General features: G+C 43.0%; 19 protein-coding genes. 6 read left to right on the top strand and 13 right to left on the bottom strand.

Annotated elements, in window-relative coordinates; all coding sequences use genetic code 11:
- The first annotated feature begins 36 nt into the window (after positions 1–36).
- A complete protein-coding gene (locus AZI87_RS12135) occupies positions 37–666 on the top strand; it encodes a GNAT family N-acetyltransferase (RefSeq protein ID WP_063207369.1) in 630 nt (209 codons plus the stop codon).
- A gap of 55 nt (positions 667–721) precedes the next feature.
- Here AZI87_RS12135 and AZI87_RS12130 read toward each other — a convergent pair whose 3' ends face one another.
- Together AZI87_RS12130 and AZI87_RS12125 are read right to left on the bottom strand one after the other, a co-directional pair.
- Complete coding sequence (locus AZI87_RS12130; protein WP_155722560.1) at positions 722–1,390, bottom strand: hypothetical protein; 669 nt, start codon at positions 1,388–1,390, stop codon at positions 722–724.
- 175 nt (positions 1,391–1,565) lie between these two features.
- On the bottom strand, positions 1,566–1,919 hold the full coding sequence (locus tag AZI87_RS12125; protein ID WP_063207363.1) for a hypothetical protein: 354 nt from the start codon (positions 1,917–1,919) through the stop codon (positions 1,566–1,568).
- Positions 1,920–2,130: 211 nt separating this feature from the next.
- Here AZI87_RS12125 and AZI87_RS12120 point away from each other — a divergent pair, with 211 nt between their 5' ends.
- Positions 2,131–2,388 (top strand): hypothetical protein, encoded by a 258-nt coding sequence (locus AZI87_RS12120; protein ID WP_063207360.1) that lies wholly within the window; start codon positions 2,131–2,133, stop codon positions 2,386–2,388.
- A 40-nt stretch (positions 2,389–2,428) separates the two neighbouring features.
- Here AZI87_RS12120 and AZI87_RS12115 read toward each other — a convergent pair whose 3' ends face one another.
- Both AZI87_RS12115 and AZI87_RS12110 read right to left on the bottom strand, forming a co-directional pair.
- On the bottom strand, positions 2,429–2,890 hold the full coding sequence (locus AZI87_RS12115; protein WP_063207357.1) for a hypothetical protein: 462 nt from the start codon (positions 2,888–2,890) through the stop codon (positions 2,429–2,431).
- A 120-nt stretch (positions 2,891–3,010) separates the two neighbouring features.
- Positions 3,011–3,463 (bottom strand): hypothetical protein, encoded by a 453-nt coding sequence (locus AZI87_RS12110; RefSeq protein ID WP_063207354.1) that lies wholly within the window; start codon positions 3,461–3,463, stop codon positions 3,011–3,013.
- A 208-nt stretch (positions 3,464–3,671) separates the two neighbouring features.
- Between AZI87_RS12110 and AZI87_RS12105 the strand changes: the two genes are divergently transcribed.
- Positions 3,672–4,022, top strand: coding sequence for a glyoxalase superfamily protein (locus tag AZI87_RS12105; RefSeq protein ID WP_063207352.1), 351 nt, complete (start codon positions 3,672–3,674; stop codon positions 4,020–4,022).
- Positions 4,023–4,107: 85 nt separating this feature from the next.
- Entirely contained in the window at positions 4,108–4,401 is a 294-nt protein-coding gene (locus AZI87_RS12100) for a hypothetical protein (protein ID WP_063207349.1), read from the top strand.
- Positions 4,402–4,498: 97 nt separating this feature from the next.
- On the opposite strand, the gene AZI87_RS12095 is transcribed toward AZI87_RS12100, so the two are convergent.
- The 9 genes from AZI87_RS12095 to AZI87_RS12055 form a co-directional block, all read right to left on the bottom strand.
- Positions 4,499–5,854 carry an MBL fold metallo-hydrolase gene (locus AZI87_RS12095; protein ID WP_063207346.1) on the bottom strand — a complete coding sequence of 452 codons (1,356 nt, stop codon included), beginning with the start codon at positions 5,852–5,854 and terminating at the stop codon, positions 4,499–4,501.
- Positions 5,855–5,913: 59 nt separating this feature from the next.
- Entirely contained in the window at positions 5,914–7,641 is a 1,728-nt protein-coding gene (locus tag AZI87_RS12090; protein WP_063207343.1) for a hypothetical protein, read from the bottom strand.
- Positions 7,620–9,959, bottom strand: a complete 2,340-nt coding sequence (locus tag AZI87_RS12085) for a hypothetical protein (protein ID WP_063207340.1) — start codon at positions 9,957–9,959, stop codon at positions 7,620–7,622. The genes AZI87_RS12090 and AZI87_RS12085 overlap by 22 nt, the downstream gene beginning before the upstream one ends.
- 166 nt (positions 9,960–10,125) lie before the next feature.
- Positions 10,126–10,524, bottom strand: a complete 399-nt coding sequence (locus tag AZI87_RS12080; protein WP_063207337.1) for a hypothetical protein — start codon at positions 10,522–10,524, stop codon at positions 10,126–10,128.
- Between the two features lie 3 nt (positions 10,525–10,527).
- Positions 10,528–11,682 (bottom strand): outer membrane protein assembly factor BamB family protein, encoded by a 1,155-nt coding sequence (locus AZI87_RS12075; RefSeq protein ID WP_063207334.1) that lies wholly within the window; start codon positions 11,680–11,682, stop codon positions 10,528–10,530.
- Positions 11,683–11,694: 12 nt separating this feature from the next.
- Complete coding sequence (locus AZI87_RS12070) at positions 11,695–12,501, bottom strand: tetratricopeptide repeat protein (RefSeq protein WP_063207331.1); 807 nt, start codon at positions 12,499–12,501, stop codon at positions 11,695–11,697.
- Positions 12,502–12,712: 211 nt separating this feature from the next.
- Positions 12,713–13,843 carry a Glu/Leu/Phe/Val family dehydrogenase gene (locus tag AZI87_RS12065; protein WP_063207328.1) on the bottom strand — a complete coding sequence of 377 codons (1,131 nt, stop codon included), beginning with the start codon at positions 13,841–13,843 and terminating at the stop codon, positions 12,713–12,715.
- Between the two features lie 127 nt (positions 13,844–13,970).
- Complete coding sequence (gene argS, locus AZI87_RS12060) at positions 13,971–15,716, bottom strand: arginine--tRNA ligase (RefSeq protein ID WP_063207325.1); 1,746 nt, start codon at positions 15,714–15,716, stop codon at positions 13,971–13,973.
- On the bottom strand, positions 15,713–16,303 hold the full coding sequence (locus AZI87_RS12055; RefSeq protein ID WP_063207322.1) for a hypothetical protein: 591 nt from the start codon (positions 16,301–16,303) through the stop codon (positions 15,713–15,715). The genes argS and AZI87_RS12055 overlap by 4 nt, the downstream gene beginning before the upstream one ends.
- A 402-nt stretch (positions 16,304–16,705) precedes the next feature.
- Between AZI87_RS12055 and AZI87_RS12050 the strand changes: the two genes are divergently transcribed.
- Together AZI87_RS12050 and AZI87_RS12045 are read left to right on the top strand one after the other, a co-directional pair.
- The gene (locus AZI87_RS12050; RefSeq protein ID WP_063207313.1) at positions 16,706–16,924 is read left to right on the top strand and encodes a hypothetical protein; all 219 of its coding nucleotides are present in this window, start codon (positions 16,706–16,708) and stop codon (positions 16,922–16,924) included.
- A 104-nt stretch (positions 16,925–17,028) separates the two neighbouring features.
- Positions 17,029–17,643 (top strand): hypothetical protein, encoded by a 615-nt coding sequence (locus tag AZI87_RS12045; protein ID WP_063207310.1) that lies wholly within the window; start codon positions 17,029–17,031, stop codon positions 17,641–17,643.
- Positions 17,644–17,661 lie beyond the last annotated feature (18 nt).

The raw sequence follows: 17,661 nt of genomic DNA, 5'->3' as shown, positions 1-17,661 counted from the left end.
CCCCTGTCAGAAAGGCCTTTTAAAACTTTAGATCCTATGTTGGGTCCTGAGTTCGAAGTCTACAATCATCGAAATAACAGCTACTACGCGTTTCGTCCTCTCTCTTTTGATAAAGATATCGATCTCTATTGTAAATGGATGCAACAACCTTATGTTGCTCAATGGTGGGGACGTGGACAGACGCGCGAAGATCTGACGCGAAAGCTGATTACTGAGCTTGAAGACAGTCATCAGCATCTTTATATCGGCCTTATTGATGGGGTTCCCGCTAGTTATTGGGAGCGATACTGGATTTCAGAAGACGTTCTTGGAAATCATATTCAACATGAAACCTTTGACCAGGGTCTGCATTTTCTGATCGGTGAACCTGAGTTTTTGGGGAGAAGTCATACATCATCGGCGACAGCCGCTTTTATGAAGCTCATCTTTAGTGATTCGCGAACACAAAATATTATTGGCGAACCGGACATTCGCAATAAGGCTGTGCTGACTTACGCCGAAGCGACTTGTTTTGTGCAAAGAGAAACCATCCAGCTCCCCGAACGAACTTCAGCCATTATGGTTTGTGAGCGAGAAAGATTTTTTAGCAAATACTCTCGAGATCCACGCCAGCTTTATCGAGCTTCGTCTGTCACTCAAGAGTCAGTTCTGCAAGCATCTTTATAAAAAGAAAAGCGCGAAGTTTCCTTCGCGCCGCTAAAGTTAAAATTGTAAGTTCGAATTATTGCGCTTCTTCAACGAAGTTAGAAGCACGAACGATGTCAAACTCGTAGCGTTGTTGCAAATCTTCCAAGCTCTTCGCGCGGTAAGCGCCGAAGATTTCACCTACATAGTATGGCATCAAGACTTTAGGCATTTGGAAGAAAGCATTTTGCATCATAGACACTTGGATGGATGGGTAAGAAACAACCTGACGGCCGTTTTTACCATCGATCACAAATTGTGCACGATAGCCCGCTTTTTTCAACAAGGCTTCTTCATGATTGCGGTTCATGTAACAGTGACCGATCTCATGAATCAACAAGTTGTAAAGTGGCGAAGCATATCCCGTCTCTTTGTCGTACACACGTGCAGAGAAGAACTTCTTGTTCAGAACGATTTTCGTTCCAACACCGTTTGCATCTCTCACACAAGAAGAAGATTCACGTTGCAAGTGAGTCTTCGATACGACAACAGGGATTTTGTTCCAATCCACGTTGATAGAAAACTGAGCGGCATAATCACGGATTAGCGCCATGTTTTCGTCGACAATGTTTCTTTCTTCAGCGGAAGCCTCATCAACCACAGACTCTGTTCCTTGAAGAACTTCTCCACCTGGAGAATCGTCTGAAGAGTTAGCACAACCGATGAACGCCAATAATGTTAGGGGTAGTAGTATGAGTTTTTTCATGAGCTAAGTAAGCCATGCTTTGGTAGAGGAATGGAATTCTTAAATGGTCCGTTTGGTAACAATCAAAACGCCGCATTTCTTCTGTGTGAGTTGTCGATGGAGCGAAGGGAATCGCTAAGTTTTGACAAAAAAAAGAGGAGTTTCTGAACTCCTCTTACAGAATAAGTTTTGCAAATCAGTAACAGTAGTAAACCCAGTAGCGTGTGTAGCCGCTTCGAGATGTGGCACTACAGTAAACTCGGTAACCCGGCGTCACTGAAGAGTAACAACGATACCCTTGAGACCAACAAGAAATCCTTCCACCGTTCGGGCATGTTGTCCAGGCTCTGCAGGTGTAGGTTTTATTTTCCACGTCTCCTTGGGGCGTCTGAAGTCGTTCTGCAAAGTCGGGTAAGCTCATAGCTTCTTCCGAGAGTGGAAATACGTTCTCCAGCGCTCCTTGTCCTCCTGTATTCTCCGGTGAAGCGATGGCTGCTTCGGTAAACATACTCAAAGATAAAAAGGCGATGAGTGAAAGCAGTGATTTCATAAATCCTCCTGGTCTGATTTTAAGAGGGGACGGGGTGAAGTAAAGAATCGGCGAGGACTGGTGGCAAAATAAACTCTGGTCAAGGACCTCAGTCTCTGTCTTCGTACCTTGTCGGACGCGGGAATTATGAAATATGGCAGTGACTCTTCTTTGTCATAGTCAAAATAAATTAGGGGCCTCTATTCTTTGCTTTCTCAACAACGGAGGACATATGAAGAAATGGATTGCAGTTTTATTCGCAAGTGTTTGTTTGGCTGGCATTAATGCTCACGCAGAAGAGTTTCGCACCGAAGCCGAAATGCCGGCTGATGCAGTGATTGAACCGATGTTACGAGGTTGCCCTTCAGGCACTCGTCCTGTCGCAAAGTACTGCTGGAATGAGTACCGCGGGTGCTTTGTGAAATGTGGAGTTCTTTGTCAGAAGGTTCCAACACCACCACCAACAGGCGGCACACCGGATCCTGAATAAGAAATAAAAAAGGCGCAGGATTGTTTCTGCGCCTTTCATGTTATTGAGATTTAAGAAGTCTTTCTAGATAGTACGGATCGTAACTTTCTAAAATAAGTTCTGAATCATGGGGGCTTCGCCCTTCGTTCAAGGTCTCTAGCACTTCATGTATCATAAGAACATCCATCACGTAAGCCTTGGTATTTAACAAAAATCCACCCAAATTTTCGCGACCTAGTGGTTCAAAGAACTCTGGATAACATTTCAGATTATTTCCCACATAATCTACGAACTCCGCAACTGTTGTATCTGGATTTTGAACCGCTGTAGCGATAAGAGCGATCTGTTCGTCATTGAGTTTTTCACAGTAAAGACGTTTTCCTTCAGAGGCTCTTTCGTCATTGATGTATTTCAACGTTCTTTCGGTCTGTTCAGAAAAATCACGAACAAACTGTTCGGCCGTCACAGCATGAGCTGTAGATGTGATTAATAAAGCAATAATTGTAAGGACTGCGTTTTTCATAAGTCATTTCCTGCGAATAATTCTGCACTTTTACTGCTAGCAACGACCTTCGTCAAAGTTCACAAACTTTGTATGCCGAAGGCCGTGAAGCTTTTCTAGGACTGACCAAACATTGACCAATTAAAGGCTGCGAAGGGTGCTTAAACCTCTGGATTCACACGTCACCGCGATGCAATCATTGTCCGTCAGTCTGACACCGCCCACATTTGAATTCTTCTGTGGACCGCAGAACTCGCCGGTATACTTTTGGGAAGCAACTTTTTTAAGGTTTAAAAAGGCTTCGCCACCTTCGATATAAAGATCTCTATTGAGACCATAAGCGGGATCTTCAACTTTTCCTCGGCGGCCGACGGCATAAGCATCAGATGAGATAAGACCTAAACCATCAATTGTCACAGCTTGCAATCTGCCGACGCCATAACCATCGACGTCCTTGGCGATATTGACCATTTGAATAAGAACATTTCGACCTGTTCCATCTCGACCTGCACATTCGATTTGGGCCGCTTGAGAAACCGAAGAAAAACAAAGAACGACCGCACATAAAAAAGAAGCATTTTTGAGGGTATTCATAAGAACTCCTTGAATATTGAAACTGAGGTATAATCCCATAAAGAAAGTGGTCGTTGGGGAGAAATCTATTTTCTCTACAAAAATTTCGCTTCTTTTACAAATTTCGTCAGTGTGTTCTATACATTAAAAGCTCTTTTACCAAGACTCTCTGGAATATTTTAAGTGGCGGCGGGATGACAGAGGTTCCGTTACATGGTTTGATTTGTATATGAAGGTCAAACGCATCGTCGCAAATATCGAGACAAAAAAGATTTCCGCCGCGCGCCGGTTTTATGAAAAGGCTTTAGGATTAGAGGTCCTTATGGATCACGGCTGGCTAAAAACATACGGTTCTAATTCTAAAATGACAGTTCAAATAAGCTTTGCCTCTCAGGGTGGTTCAAACACCCCGGTGCCTGATCTGTCGATCGAGGTGGATGATGTTGATGAGGCTTACCGCCGCATAAAAAAAGCCCGGTTTAAGATTGTCTATCCCTTGACGGAAGAACCTTGGAATGTGCGCCGGTTCTTTGTTCTAGATCCATTTGGACGGACTGTGAATATTTTAGAGCATTTGTAATAGGAAGAAATTCTTCAATAATTGATTTTATCGTGACAACTTCGCGGTTCAGAAATAAATCAATTTGAGAATTGACGGGGATTGAATGAGAAATATTTTTTCTATTATCGCGTTAGTAATATTCGTTTCATCAACGGCGCAGGCCTTCAGCTGCGGCGACCGATTTGTAGATTTCGCGAAAGATCAGATCATAAACCATATCAATAAAATACCTCATGACGCGGATACGGTTGAAGGAATTCATTATTATTGGATTGATTGGGGTGGCTTGCCAGAACATATTTCCATCACGCAAGCTTCGCTAAATTGTTTGAAAGACCATGGAGTCATGGAACCATTCAAAGCTGGAAACAACATACTTTGGCGAAAAGCGCGTTGATTTCTAGGGATCTCAAAGCTCGGGAAGGTCTAGATATATTCTTCTGATAAGTTATATTATGTAACGATATATGTGTATCAGCTTTGATTTAAACGCTTTAAAGCCTGATTATTTGGTTCATTTCTGGAATTTCGACATTCCAATTTAAAGACGTTTTAATGCGTTTTTCGAGTTCTTCCGACGCTGACCTTTCCCCATGCACTAAAAACACTTTCTGCGGGGTTTTAGGAGCTTGTTTTAACCAGTTCATTAGATCACTGCGATCTGCATGTGCTGAAAATGAATCTGAAGGTACCACTTTGCATGCGATATCTACATACATTCCATGCAATTTGATTTCTTTTTCTCCATCTAAAATTCTACGGCCGCGAGTTCCAGCGCTTTGAAAGCCTGCCAATAACAGGATATTTCGTGGGTTTGGTGCGAAGGCTTTTAAATGATGTAAAACTCGGCCGCCAGTTAACATTCCGCTGGCAGCGATAATAATCATGGGTCCGGAACGTTCATTTAAAACCTTCGAATCTTCGGCGGTTTTAACGGTGTGAATTTCAGACATAATTTCTGCAAATTGACCTGGACCTAGACGGTGAAAAAACGGGTAGAGCTCATAGAAATTAGAGATCTCTTGTCCCATCGGAGTATTTAGATAAACGGGGATTTGCGAGGGGACTTCCCCTGCCCTTTTTAACTCGGTAATTTCGTACATCAAGTTCTGCGCACGACCGACGGCAAAGCTCGGAATAAGAAGAACTCCTTTTGATTTCGCTATCTCTAGAATGCATTGTTTTAAGACTTCTTTAGAGGGAATTTCCGAATGATCACGATTTCCATAGGTGGATTCCATCACGATATAATCGGCCTCTTGCGGAGGTTCTGGTGGCCACATTAAAGGATCGTTATTGCGACCTAGATCTCCTGAAAAATAAACCTTCTTTTCGCCATTAGAAACTAACACCGAAGACGCACCCAGGATGTGTCCTGAATTGAACAACTCAATGGATAAAGATCCAATTTGAAATTCTTCATGGACTTTGTGCGTTCTAAATAAAGGTAAAGTTTTAGTGACATCGTCAATCGTGTATAAAGCAAGTGCTGGATGATGTTTTGAAAAGCCTTTTTTATTGGCGTACTCAGCGTCTTCTTCCTGGATTTTGGCTGAGTCCAGTAAAATGATCTTGGTTAATTCTAAAGTCGCTTCTGTGCAATGAATCTCCCCTTTAAATCCCTTACGTACTAACAAAGGTAAAGCGCCGCAATGATCTAAATGGGCATGAGTTAAAACAACGGCATCGATATTTTTCGGATCAATAGGAAAATCAGACCAGTTCAATTCGCGAAGCTCTTTAAGGCCTTGAAACATTCCGCAGTCGACAAGAATGCGGGTTCCATCGTTATGAACTAAAAATTTAGAGCCGGTAACGGTGCTCGCACCACCAAGAAAGCCGATTTCCATAGAGTGATCCTCGTTATTAAGAATCACTCTATAGATTGGCTGTGAGTTTGGCTAGATTATTAAAAGACTTTCGAACAAGACATGGCTTTTAAGTACTTCGTATCGATCATTTGTTTTAAGAACTCATGACCGTCACGGTTGTAACGTTCTTTAAGACTTTCATCGTTACCATCTTTGGCCGTATTCCATTGAGCAAAATTCACGCCCGTTTTTTCGGAGATTTCTTTCACAAATGTCGCGTACTCACCAGATTTGAATGAACCTTCTTTGTATTTTACAACTTCATCCGGGAATACAATAAGTGGAGCTAAAAGCTCAATCTCAGTGCCATACATCGACGGAACATTTGGAATCATACGGCGAGCGTCCATTTTCACCACTAATATCCCACCGTAAGGAACTGTGACACTCTCCCCTTTTATTTGTTTCGTTACGTCATTACCCATGAAACGATAAGCAACGTTTGGATCATAAGTAAAAGAGATAAAGCTAGATGCTTTGGGATCTCTTGCATGTGATGTCATTTGATCCGTAATACGAATCGATCTAACGTCGCTAGATTTTTCCTGAGACAGCCTATTGAAAGAGACGTCACCGTTCTTTTCGCGATTTGTTGAAAGCGAACGCAAGCGGCGCGTATAACTTCCTTGGTTTTTGGTTAAAACAGTCGACATAAATCCAAACACTTCGCCTTGCGCTGTTTGTTTGCGCTGGATTTTATCGGTATCGTATTTTAAACCTCGGAACGCAATCACGGATTTTTCGTGATTTGGATTTTCAATTGCTTCAAGCCAAATTTTCCACGTGTTGGCTTCTACCGGCTCCATGACGGCCCATGGAAGATAGGCTTCAAGCATCTTACGAACGCCTTTACGATCGTTCTTTAAAATCAAGTCATCCAGTTTCTCATTCATTGCTTCAAGTTTATCCAAAGCTCCCGTATCAGACTTCCAAGCATCCAAGGCCTTTTGTTGTTTTCTTTGATGTTTTGCTGCCAGTTCATCAAGGGCCGCTTGACGGTCTTTCAATTGATTCGCTTGATCTTTGAGAACATCTTGAGTCAGTCCCATGTCAGTGACCATCGATTGAGACAAACGCAATTGTTCTAATATTTTAGAGAATAGAAGGTTCAAACGCGCTTGCGCTGTCGGACTTCCTTCGCGTGCATTGGTCATAAGCTCGGCGATAGAGTGAGGAGATTCGATTTCTGCAGAAACCGAAGTATTCATATACACACTTTCAAATATTCCGTAGCCACCATTTTTAGTCAAAGCTGTGATCAAGGCCACATCACGAATCAAAGAGTCTTTGTTTTGAAGGGCCTTTTCATCGTAGCGCAAGCGGAAAACCAGACCGTCTTTAGTATACTCAGGAATGATTTCCGTATGTGTAGCTGTAGAAACGGACTCCGCTTTTTCTAACAAACCCGTAGCACTACGACGAAGATCTGAAGAATTCCAAGCTTTCTTATTCGTCGCTTCCATTGCTTTTACAACGAAGTCTTTTTCAAAAGAAAACGGCTGTTTTTCTTCGGCTACAGAATCCAAAGAGGCATCCATCGACATGTAGGCATTTTTCTGTGCCGTCGGCGCATCTTGCTTCGTTTCTGGCTGAACAACCTTGGTTGGACCACCTGGTTTGGTCGCCGCGTTTATAAAGTGAGTTGCCGCACTTTTAAGTTTCCCAAAAAAACCATCTTTCGCCGCATAGGCTGGAGAGGTCGAGCTCAAGGCAACAATCACTGCCAAGCAAGGAAGAGTTCTTTTTACAAAAGGATGGCTTCGCATCTCATACCTCCAGAAGTTTCGATGATCTCGCGGAAGCGAACTCCGCCGTTTTTATCGATTTCTTTTGTTAATCCTAATTTCTTTAAAATTTTGCCTTCATAGTGTTGAACCAGAACTTTGCGTGAATTTGAGTTGAAGAAAATCGCATTGCGCGTTTTTTCTGCATCGTAATTCACAAGCTCAAGCTGCAATTCAGATCCCATTGTTGCTTGAATCTTCAAAAGCTCTGCTTGGTAGACGGACGTCGCTTTTTCAGCCGTCGTATTTCCAACCATCACTTGAAGTTTCAAAGCCTTTTTAGGGTTCCAAGTTCCATTTAAAAGTTCTTCGCCACCCACGATCGCGAAAGAAACTCCAGAAAACTTTTTAGACAGAAGCTCTAAACCGCCAGAAAATTTCTCAAGCTTATCCATCAAAAGCTGGCGATCAAATGAAGCTTCTTTCTTAATTAAAGCATCCAATTCTGCGTCGGTAGTCAAACCTTGACGAAGAGCCAATTGAGTCAGTTGTAATTTTGAAGTCACGTCACGAGACGGTCTTAGCGTATCAATTTTATGATACATTTTTTGCACTGCAGACTCTGCCGAGATCATTTGGAAATTTGAAATCGGAGATTTAATTCCGTTATTGATGAAAAGACTTTCTAAAAGCTTTAACTGACCGTTCTTACGCTTTCCAGAGTCCGCAGCTGCCACAGCCAAGCTTTCATGTTCAGAACCAACCACATCAGAAATAAGCAGATATGGTTGAAAGCTGACTTTAGAACCTAGATTTTCTTTAAGATATCCAGTCTCTAACTCAACAACATCAATCTTTGCTTCCCATTTAGCGAACCATTTTTTCGTTTCATCAAACGGAGATGTCACTTGACCTAAGGTCTGACCCATTTTTACAAAGTCCGTACCGTAAGTCGGTTTTTCTAACGGCAATAGTTTGCCGTCTTGAGTGTAAGTGTAAGCAGGAGCTACCACATCCCCGACTTTGAGTCCTTTACCGATGATGCCGCCGGCAGTTCCGATGTAAACCACTTTGTCGTGGCCCGAGTTTTTAAGCGCGCGAGCCACTGGCACAACTTCATCTCCCCACATGTTAGAGATAAATCTCCAGCGCACAATACGACCGTCTTTAGTTTCTAAAAGAACGTCTGAAACATCATGGCTCGGCTGTTCGGAGTTGAAGATTTCAAAACTTGAAGCCATGGGGTTAGTCATCTTCTCAAACTCCGTTTTTACAACAGAGGCTTTCGTGGTCACAGAAAAGTAGGATCCTGTTTCCTTTACACGCTCAGACAGTTTTTGAATCTGTGATTTTGCAGGACCAACCGGCTCTTGCATGTTCGGTTGAACTTGAGACATCATGCCAGCCATAGTGATCACGTTGGCAATCGCAGACTTTTGACCAATCACAACCATGTCGGCTTTAGGAAGAGTTTTAAACATATCCAACAAACGTTTTTCTTGATCACGGTGAACTTCATTGGCATTTCCGTACACGCGAACAAACTCATCCTTCAAAGCGACTTTGTTATCGTATTTCAAGATGCGCAGTTGAGCGATCAAGTGTTTCACACGGTCATCGCCCGAAATACGCGTAAAGGCGTAAGAATATTCTTTTGAACGAGGATCAAATACCAGATAGATTTTGTTGTAATTCGCCGCGCGGGTTTTTACTTCCGCAACGACTTCACGCTCTTCTCGAGAGATTCTTTGACGGAAATCACGCTCTGTTCCTAAGTGAAACTCAACAGATTTATCCGTTAAAGCCGCATCCCAGAAAAGGGCGCGTGTTGTTTTCTCAGAGATATATCTTTCCGCATCTAACAAAATGCTTTTGCCATCCAATTTAGGAATGGATCTTTTATTGTAAGCAACAGGACCTTTGTTTAAATCGGAAACCGAAGCTTCACGCTTTAAAGCAATTGGATCTGCCTTAAAACCTTCCATCAACTTTTTACGGAAGAAGTTATAATTCCACTCGATATCTTTTAAAGTCAGGTGCTTAAATTCTGGGAATTTTTTATGTAACACGGAAAGAATAAGTTCATTCCACTTATCAGGATTATTGAGATCACGAGAATTGAATTGTTCTTTTGCAAGATCTTCAGGCTCAATGCGACGAATAGCTTCTGCCGCAAGCTTTTGTTCGTGATCCATCAAATAGTCTGCTAGACCATCAGAATAGAAATCCAAACGATCTACAGCTAATAGATATTCAAGCTGTGAAAGCTGTACTTTGTGTTCCGCTGTTAGTTCCGCGCGCGCATTAAGGCTGCCTTGGAACATCAAGAACGCTAAAAGCAGAGTATAGATCTTACGCATAGAAAACACCTCAAAGGGTATCTATGCAAGCTCTGTGGCATTACTTAAGTGGCGATAATACTTGAGATTCTCAAGATGAGAAGGGGAGGCTTTTCAAGCTTTGTCACTCCCCTGTCAACGGGGAAGACGTCTCAGAATGAGATCATCTCCCCTGCTCGAAGAGGACTTATTCTAAAGTCCATTCCTTAAAGCCCAATTTTAAAGCAGCTTCAAGGTCCTTGCGATCGATTTCATAAACGTTCGACATGCCTGTCGGGCTTCCGCACACCTGAATGCGCATCATACCGTCGTTCTGATTTGAAGAAGAATAGACTTTAATGCCTTTAAGCTGCTTTTGCATTTCCGCGACAGGAATGGCTTTTCCCTGACCGCATTGCAAAGAACCATCAGGTTTATGAACTTTCACGCGATCTGTAGCTGCTGACTTTGTCACGGGAGCCTCGCTTGTTGTTGCGTTGGTCGCAGTCGCGGCTGCCTTATCGGGCTGCTTTTGCGTGCGACAATTACCATGTGTGCATGCACCTAAAACAAAAACAAACGGAATAACTGCCAAAAGCTGTTTCATCTCTTACTCCTTAAAATAAGGTGTTTTAATCCAACCTGCTTGAATCGCAAAAAGATTGGCTTCGCCTGAAATGAAATACACACGGCCGGCTTTTTCATCTACTTGGGGAGATGAAAGAATACCACGTCCTGGCTCGATACTTCCCAAGTCAGAACCTGTATTTGGATCTAAGAAACGAAGACTTCCTTGAGATTCTCCAAACACCAATGTTCCTTTATAAGTCTTTACCTGAGAAGCGATGCCGTCTTTTAATTTATAATTCCACACTTTGTCGCCGTTGGACTTTTTTAAAGCCCAGACTTCGCCGTTCGTCGTAGGGTAAAAGATTTTATCTCCGGCCATAGTCACAGCACTGTAACCACCGCCATCAATACGCCACAACACTTCGCCTTTATCGATAAAAACACAGTACAGCTTGTCGTCATAGCCTGCGATATAAAGCTGATTGCCATCAATAACAGGAGTGGCATCGATATCACGGAAGCGTTTGTTGCGATTTAATTGAAGTTCCCAAACAACCGCACCCGTTTGCGCGTTCAACGCGACTAAAGAACCATCCGAGAATCCGACATACAAGGTTCCGTTCTTAAATGCGGCCTGACTGCCACCACGGATAGAAAACTGAGACGTATCCTGACGGGAGTAAAGCCAGATCTGTCTTCCTGTAGCGGCATCTAACGCGTAAAAAACGTTATTTCCAGCTAAGAAGTAAACAACCCCTTCTTCAAGTAAAGGTGCTGAAAGATTTTCGGCTTTTGTTGCAAAAGACCACTGAATTTCGCCAGTACTGGCAGAAATAGAATAGAAATTTCCGTCACTCGCGCCGACGAAAAGGCGATCGCGAATGATCGTAGCGCTGGGCTCAATACCGTTTTGAATCGGCAAGCGCCATTTTAACTGACCACTTTCTTTTTCATAAGCGACCAAGCCATCAAGACCATTTCCTTGAATGACTAAATCGCCAGCAAGAACTGGAGTCATGCGATTGATTTTACGAAAGCCTAGGTTGTCTTTTTCAGTCGTTTGACGAACCCAAGCCGTTTTAACTTCGTATTCTCTTTTATTGTTATTTTTAGAACTCCACTGCTCAAGTGTACGATCCAATGTCGTACACCCCGCAAGACACAATAAAAGAGATCCTAGAAGCAAATTCTTCATTAAAGCCCCAGATTAAAGGTTCTTCTTAGCTTTCAAAAGACGAAGATATTTTTGAGCTTCACGTGCGGCTGCAAAGTCTGTCGTATTTTGATCTTCTTTTTTCGCGATCTCAGTGTAAATCTCTTCAGCCTTAGTCAGGTCATTCATAGATTCAAAGCAAAGGCCCATACGAAGTTTGGCTTCGTCATGCGCAAACGCCAAAGACTTCTGGCTAGACAAAGCTTGCCATTTTTCAATCGCACCTTTGCAGTCGTTTTTAGCAGCAAGGACATTACCCATTTGCATCCATACCAAAGCCGTTAGCATATCGTCTTTATCAAGACCTGCTTCTACTTTTTGTAGAGTCGACAAAGCTTCATCTTGCTTACCGTAGTTCGCATAGATTTCGCTGACATTCAAAGCCGCCATTTGCGCGGCTTTTGTTTTAGGAGCTTCAGAAATGAAAGATTCAAAACCCGCGATCACAGTGCCGTAATCTTTTTGCAAATCACCAGACGCTTTTTTAGCTGGATCAAACGCGGGAACGTTCTTTTTATCTTTTGTTTGAGCTGCCATGATCTCTGCACGAGCCGCTTCTTCAAAGCCTGCTTTCTTTTCGTTATAAGCTTTTTCAAGAAGGAAGTACTTTTCCTGTTGAGACACTTCTTTCTTTTGCGACAAATAACCCGCAATAGAAGCACCTAGACCAACAACAACGAAAGCAATCACGGCGATGATCACCATTTTGGAGTGAGTTGTTGTCCAAATAAAACCCTTTCTCAAAGTTTGTGTAACCTGATCTGGGGACTTCAAATCTTCTTTAGAAATCTTTGTGCTCAAGATAATTCCTCGCTGTTAATAAATACTTACGAGGAAAGATTGTTCTTTGGTCGAGGAGGCTTGTCAAGAAATGGGACCTGGGAGATTCCGTATCACTCGGCGCATAAAAAAAGGGGCTTTGTGGCCCCCATTTGCTTGGAAACTCGTTAAACGCAGATGCTGCTTCAGCCTGCGCGCCCGAAGGCGCTTCGACTCTGCCCGCTGCCGCGGCCTAACGATTATAAACTTCTTTAAGCGTTGTGAATGAACGAGAAGACTTACCTGGGTGACGTTGTTTCAAGCGACCAATAGTGTTGATGCGCTCTTCAGCCAAACGGTCTGCCGCCGTGTGAGTTCCGATATTGTCACGTTTTGCAATTTCGTAAACTTTAAGGATGTTGTCATAAACGCGTTTTGTTTTTTCAAACGCGCGATCTGGGGAGTAACCCTCTAGCTCAACGAAGACGTTCATCAAACCACCGGCATTGATCACGTAATCTGGAGCATAAAGGATGCCCAATTCCTTCAACTGGTCACCGTGGCGTGCTTCAGCAAGAACATTGTTCGCACCGCCCGCAATAACTTTAGTTTTGAACTTCGTGATAGTTTGATCATTAACGATCGCTCCCAACGCACATGGCGCCAAGATATCACATTCAACAGAAAGAATTTCGTCAGGAGAAACGGCTTTTGAACCTGAAGCTTCAGCAACTTTTTTAGTGCGGCCCATATCGATATCAGCAACCGTGATTTCCGCGCCTTCTTCTTTCAAGTACTTCACAAGGTTGGAACCCACGTTACCAAGACCTTGGACAGCTACTCGCAAACCTTTCAAAGAATCCGTACCGAATTTTTCTTTCGCAGAAGCTTTGATCCCCATCAAAACACCGTGTGCTGTGTAAGGAGATGGGTCACCAGATCCACCGAAATCCTTAGGGATACCTGTCACCCAAGGTGTTTCCATGTAGATGTGTTCCATATCTTGAACTGAAGTTCCTACGTCCTCAGCTGTGATATATTTACCGTTCAAAGAGTTTACGAACTGACCAAAAGCTCTGAATAGACCTTCTGATTTTTGAGTTTTTGGATCGCCGATGATAACCGCTTTACCGCCACCTAAGTTCAAACCTGAAGCAGCTGCTTTGTAAGTCATACCTTTAGACAAACGAAGAACGTCTACCAAAGCCTCATCTTCATTCTTGTAGTTCCACATACGTGTACCACCAAGAGCAGGCCCCAAAGAAGTATTGTGAATAGCGATGATGGCTTTAAGACCAACGTGAGGGTCGTTACAGAAAACAACTTGCTCATGGTCTCCATGCTTAGAAATAAGCTCAAAAGTTCCCAAAGTAGGCTCCTTCATTTATTTAGTGCGAGGAGATCATGTGTCCATTTGAGTAAAAAGACTAGCGTTAATGCGGCGAACATATTCGCCGCATTATTTGCATAAAAAGAGAGCGAAAATCCCTCTACCAAGAGGGACTTTCTCATTACATTTTCTCTGGTGCCGGCATTCCCAGAACAGAAAGGCCGTTTTTAAGAGTGACACCCACTGCGGACGCCAAAGCAAGACGTGCTTCACGAGTGGCTTCATCTTTCTCTGTGCCGATCGGGCACTCATGATAGAAGACGTTAAACTTTTTTGCTGTCTCATACAAATAGGTGCAGATCGCAGCGGGTTTAAAATTTTCTGCAGCCTGAGCCACTGCCGAGTTAAATCCAAATAGCGCCTGCATCAACTGGCGTTCTGAAGAATGAGTCAACTTAGACCAGTCGACATTCTTTTGGGTGCGCGGGAATTTGCGTCCCAGACTTGCAATACGCGCATAAGAGTACTGAACAAAAGGCCCAGACTCCCCATCCAACTTCAACCATTCATTCATATCAAAGACGATTTTTTTATTCGTATCCATACGAAGCATTCCATAGAAGATCGCTCCTTTGGCCACCTGTTCAGCGGTGCGGACGATGTCTTCTTTGCTCCACTCGTTTTCATAACGGTGTAGGTACGTCGTCTTAACGTGTTCTTCCATACGATGAACAAGCTCAGTTAAAGGAACGATATTTCCTTTGCGAGAACTCATGGCGCCATCGGGAAGTTCGACATAGTTGTATTGAAGATGGAAACAGTTTTTAGCTTGCTCAAAGCCCAGCATTTCAAGAACGCGGAAAACTTGTTTAAAATGCAAAGCCTGGCGCATATCTACGACATAGACGCTTTTTTCAATGTGCACATCTTCAAACTTATGTTTTGCCAGCAACAAATCTTTCGTCGCGTAAAGCCCAGTGCCGTCGGATTTCAAAAGCATGCAGAAGCCTAAGTTTTCAGCTTCTAAATTCTTACCGATCGCACCTTCTGATTTTTCAAGCTTTCCTTGCGCGTAAAGGTCTTTCACCCACGCCACAGACGGAGAATCCATTTCAGATTCAAAATACCATTCGTCGAAGTGAACTCCCGCCCAGTCATAGACTTTCTTCATCAAGGCGATAGACCATTCACGGGTCTCTTTCCAAAGTTCAAAGTAAGGACCGGATTTAGATTCCAACTGATGAAGAATATCCGTCAGTTCCTGTCTATTAATAGCTTCTTGAGGCGTGCCGTTTTGATCTTCTAAAAGAAGATTGGCTTTTGAGTACATGCGCCCTAACCACTCACCCTTGCTCGTTTCAGGAACAGGCTCTTGGTTGTGCTTTTTCATGTACCAAAGACATTTGGCGACGTGCGTACCCATATCGCCCGGAAAAGTGGAAGCGACGATATCGCGACCCGAATAGCGAAGCATGCGAACGATCGCATCTCCCAAGCACAGATTTCTCATATGACCCACATGAAGTTCTTTGTGAGTGTTTGGCTGAGAATATTCGATCATTGTTTTGGGTGATTTTTCGACCAAAGGCTTCTTAAAGAAACTTCCATCCAGGATCGTCTCTAAAACTTGAGTTCCATGGCAAACGGGAGAAAAAGTGATATTTAAATAAGGGCCTGCCGCCTGAGCCTTTTCAATGAAAGGATCCGCTGAAAAACTCTGCGCGATTTCTCCCGCAATTTGGGGAGGACCTTTTTTTAAAGCCTTTGCCAACGTAAAACAGCCGAAAGCCAAATCACCCATATCCGATTGGGGAGGCTCAACAAGAGCTTTATAGATTTCATCTTCCGAAAGGCTTTGACCCATCTTTTGAATGGCTTCAGAGATCTTTTTCGTAGCTAAAAGTCGAATTGAGTCGTGCTTAATCATAGGCCTTTCCAAAACCACAAAACGGCGAACCAGGATAAACTAATTAAAAGGATGACTATACTCATCTTCTTATGAAAATTCAGGTCTTTTTTCAGCGAAGAAATCTCCGAACGAAGAGCGTCGCGTTCATAGGCAATTCCCTCAAGTTTTGCCGACAACTGAGCCATGTCTTCCATGCGCTGCTGACGTTCTAAATCGACTTCTTTCAAGGCCTTTTGATGCAAAACCTGGGGATTTGTACTGATAAAATACTGAGGAGTTAAACCCGGAATCTTCTCTCGAAGAGCCATATACCATTGCAAAGCCCTCCAAATATGTGGGGGTGCTTCATCATTCTGTTTCGTCCAACGCGTCCAACTGGACGGATCGACCAAAAGAAGCTGGGCCATTTTGCGTTGAGAAAGGCCTAAAATCCCGCGAATTTCTTCCAAATTCCCGATCTGTTTTTGAATGACTGATACCTGAGCCTCGTAATGGATTCGAAGCGATGTCTTTGAGCGGGGCCCTACATCCCCCTCCAAAAAGCCCTCGTTTAAAGTGGCCTTTTCATCCATTTCCTGACCTAGACCCAGAACGTCTATTTCCATTTAAACCCCTTCAGGACTATTGCATTTCACAATATTTATATTGTTATTCACAATAAATAGCGTTGTATAATACATATATGATTGTTTGAAGGCCTTTGGGGAGTCAAGCTAAGTCATTGAAACCACAAAAGAATCCTTCAAAGGGTATCCCAGCATGCCCTTTTTCAAATTCGCCTAAAGCTTATAGTTATATGTTTTAGATCTAAGTGCGCAGAATCACTGATGTTTTCAGACAGGTAAATTTTACAACGCTTTGCAAAATTTAGATTGCTGCTTAAACAAACCATGTACGATTTACATTTTTACAGCTCTTTTTGTTTGCCATGAACCATGATTTGGATGCAATCATTTTCTCACCACAAGTTTTTTAAAAAAATTTCAGAACATTTAAGGAATTAAAAAATGCCTGAAAATGATGCCCAAAAAGTAAGCACAGCAAAAAATCACCAAGATGATTTAAAAACCGCTTTTTTGAACGCGCATGAATGCTTCGATAGACTCGAAACTATTCTCATGGATTTTTTCCCGATAAATCGCGCGCGAGTTACCACTATCAAAGATGAGCTTTGGGATATTCGAAAAGAATATTTCGCGCAGCTCCGCGACCTTATTCAAAACTAAAAATTAAATAGCGCGTTAATTCGACCGCCGTTTTGAGTTGCATCTTTCGGCGGTCGGATTTTCGCCACCAATTTTCTTTTTAAAATTCAGGGAAGGAATTTTTTATGGAAACGGAAAAGCTAGCGGAAGGCACTCAACCGCTGAATTTCGACAAAATTATTCAGCAGTCGGAAAATAATATTGCTGAAAATACCGCACCAAAGCGCGGTCGTGGCCGTCCTCCAAAACCAAAACCAGCAGAACAAACCAAAAGCGAACAACAAGAGCCTTCAATGAGCTTTAACGACGATTTTAAAGACGTCGAAGCTGCGGAGGTAATCAAGCCAAATGAAGTTGAACCGCTCGCCCTGGAGCTTGTGAAGGCACCTTTTGATATCGTAGGCCTTCAAACTGGTATCGACGTAGTTCCCGACGATACGGAAGCGAAACTTCCGTCGTATTATTTAGCAAAATTAATTCACTCTTATTTGCCTGATCTTGATTTAAAAGATCCACGCAAATTTAATTTAGTGGCGTTCGTAATTTCCTATGCCCTTTTGGGAATTAAGAAAATGCGCCTCTTTGCTGCGAAAAAGCGTGAAATTATCGCAGCACGATTTAAATCCCCATCGGCAGATACCGAGACCGACTCGCAGCCTTCCCCTCAAGGTCGAGAGCCCTTCCCTACGGCGTCGGTATCTGCTGCGTCCTATTTAAGCAGGGTGAGCCGTGACAATTAAGATCGCGCTTTCCTTTTT

Source organism: Bdellovibrio bacteriovorus (assembly GCF_001592745.1).
In the GTDB taxonomy this organism is placed as follows: Bacteria; Bdellovibrionota; Bdellovibrionia; order Bdellovibrionales; family Bdellovibrionaceae; genus Bdellovibrio; species Bdellovibrio bacteriovorus_B.
The sequence above is the reverse complement of the archived record's forward strand: the minus strand, read 5'-3'. Positions and strand labels throughout refer to the sequence as shown.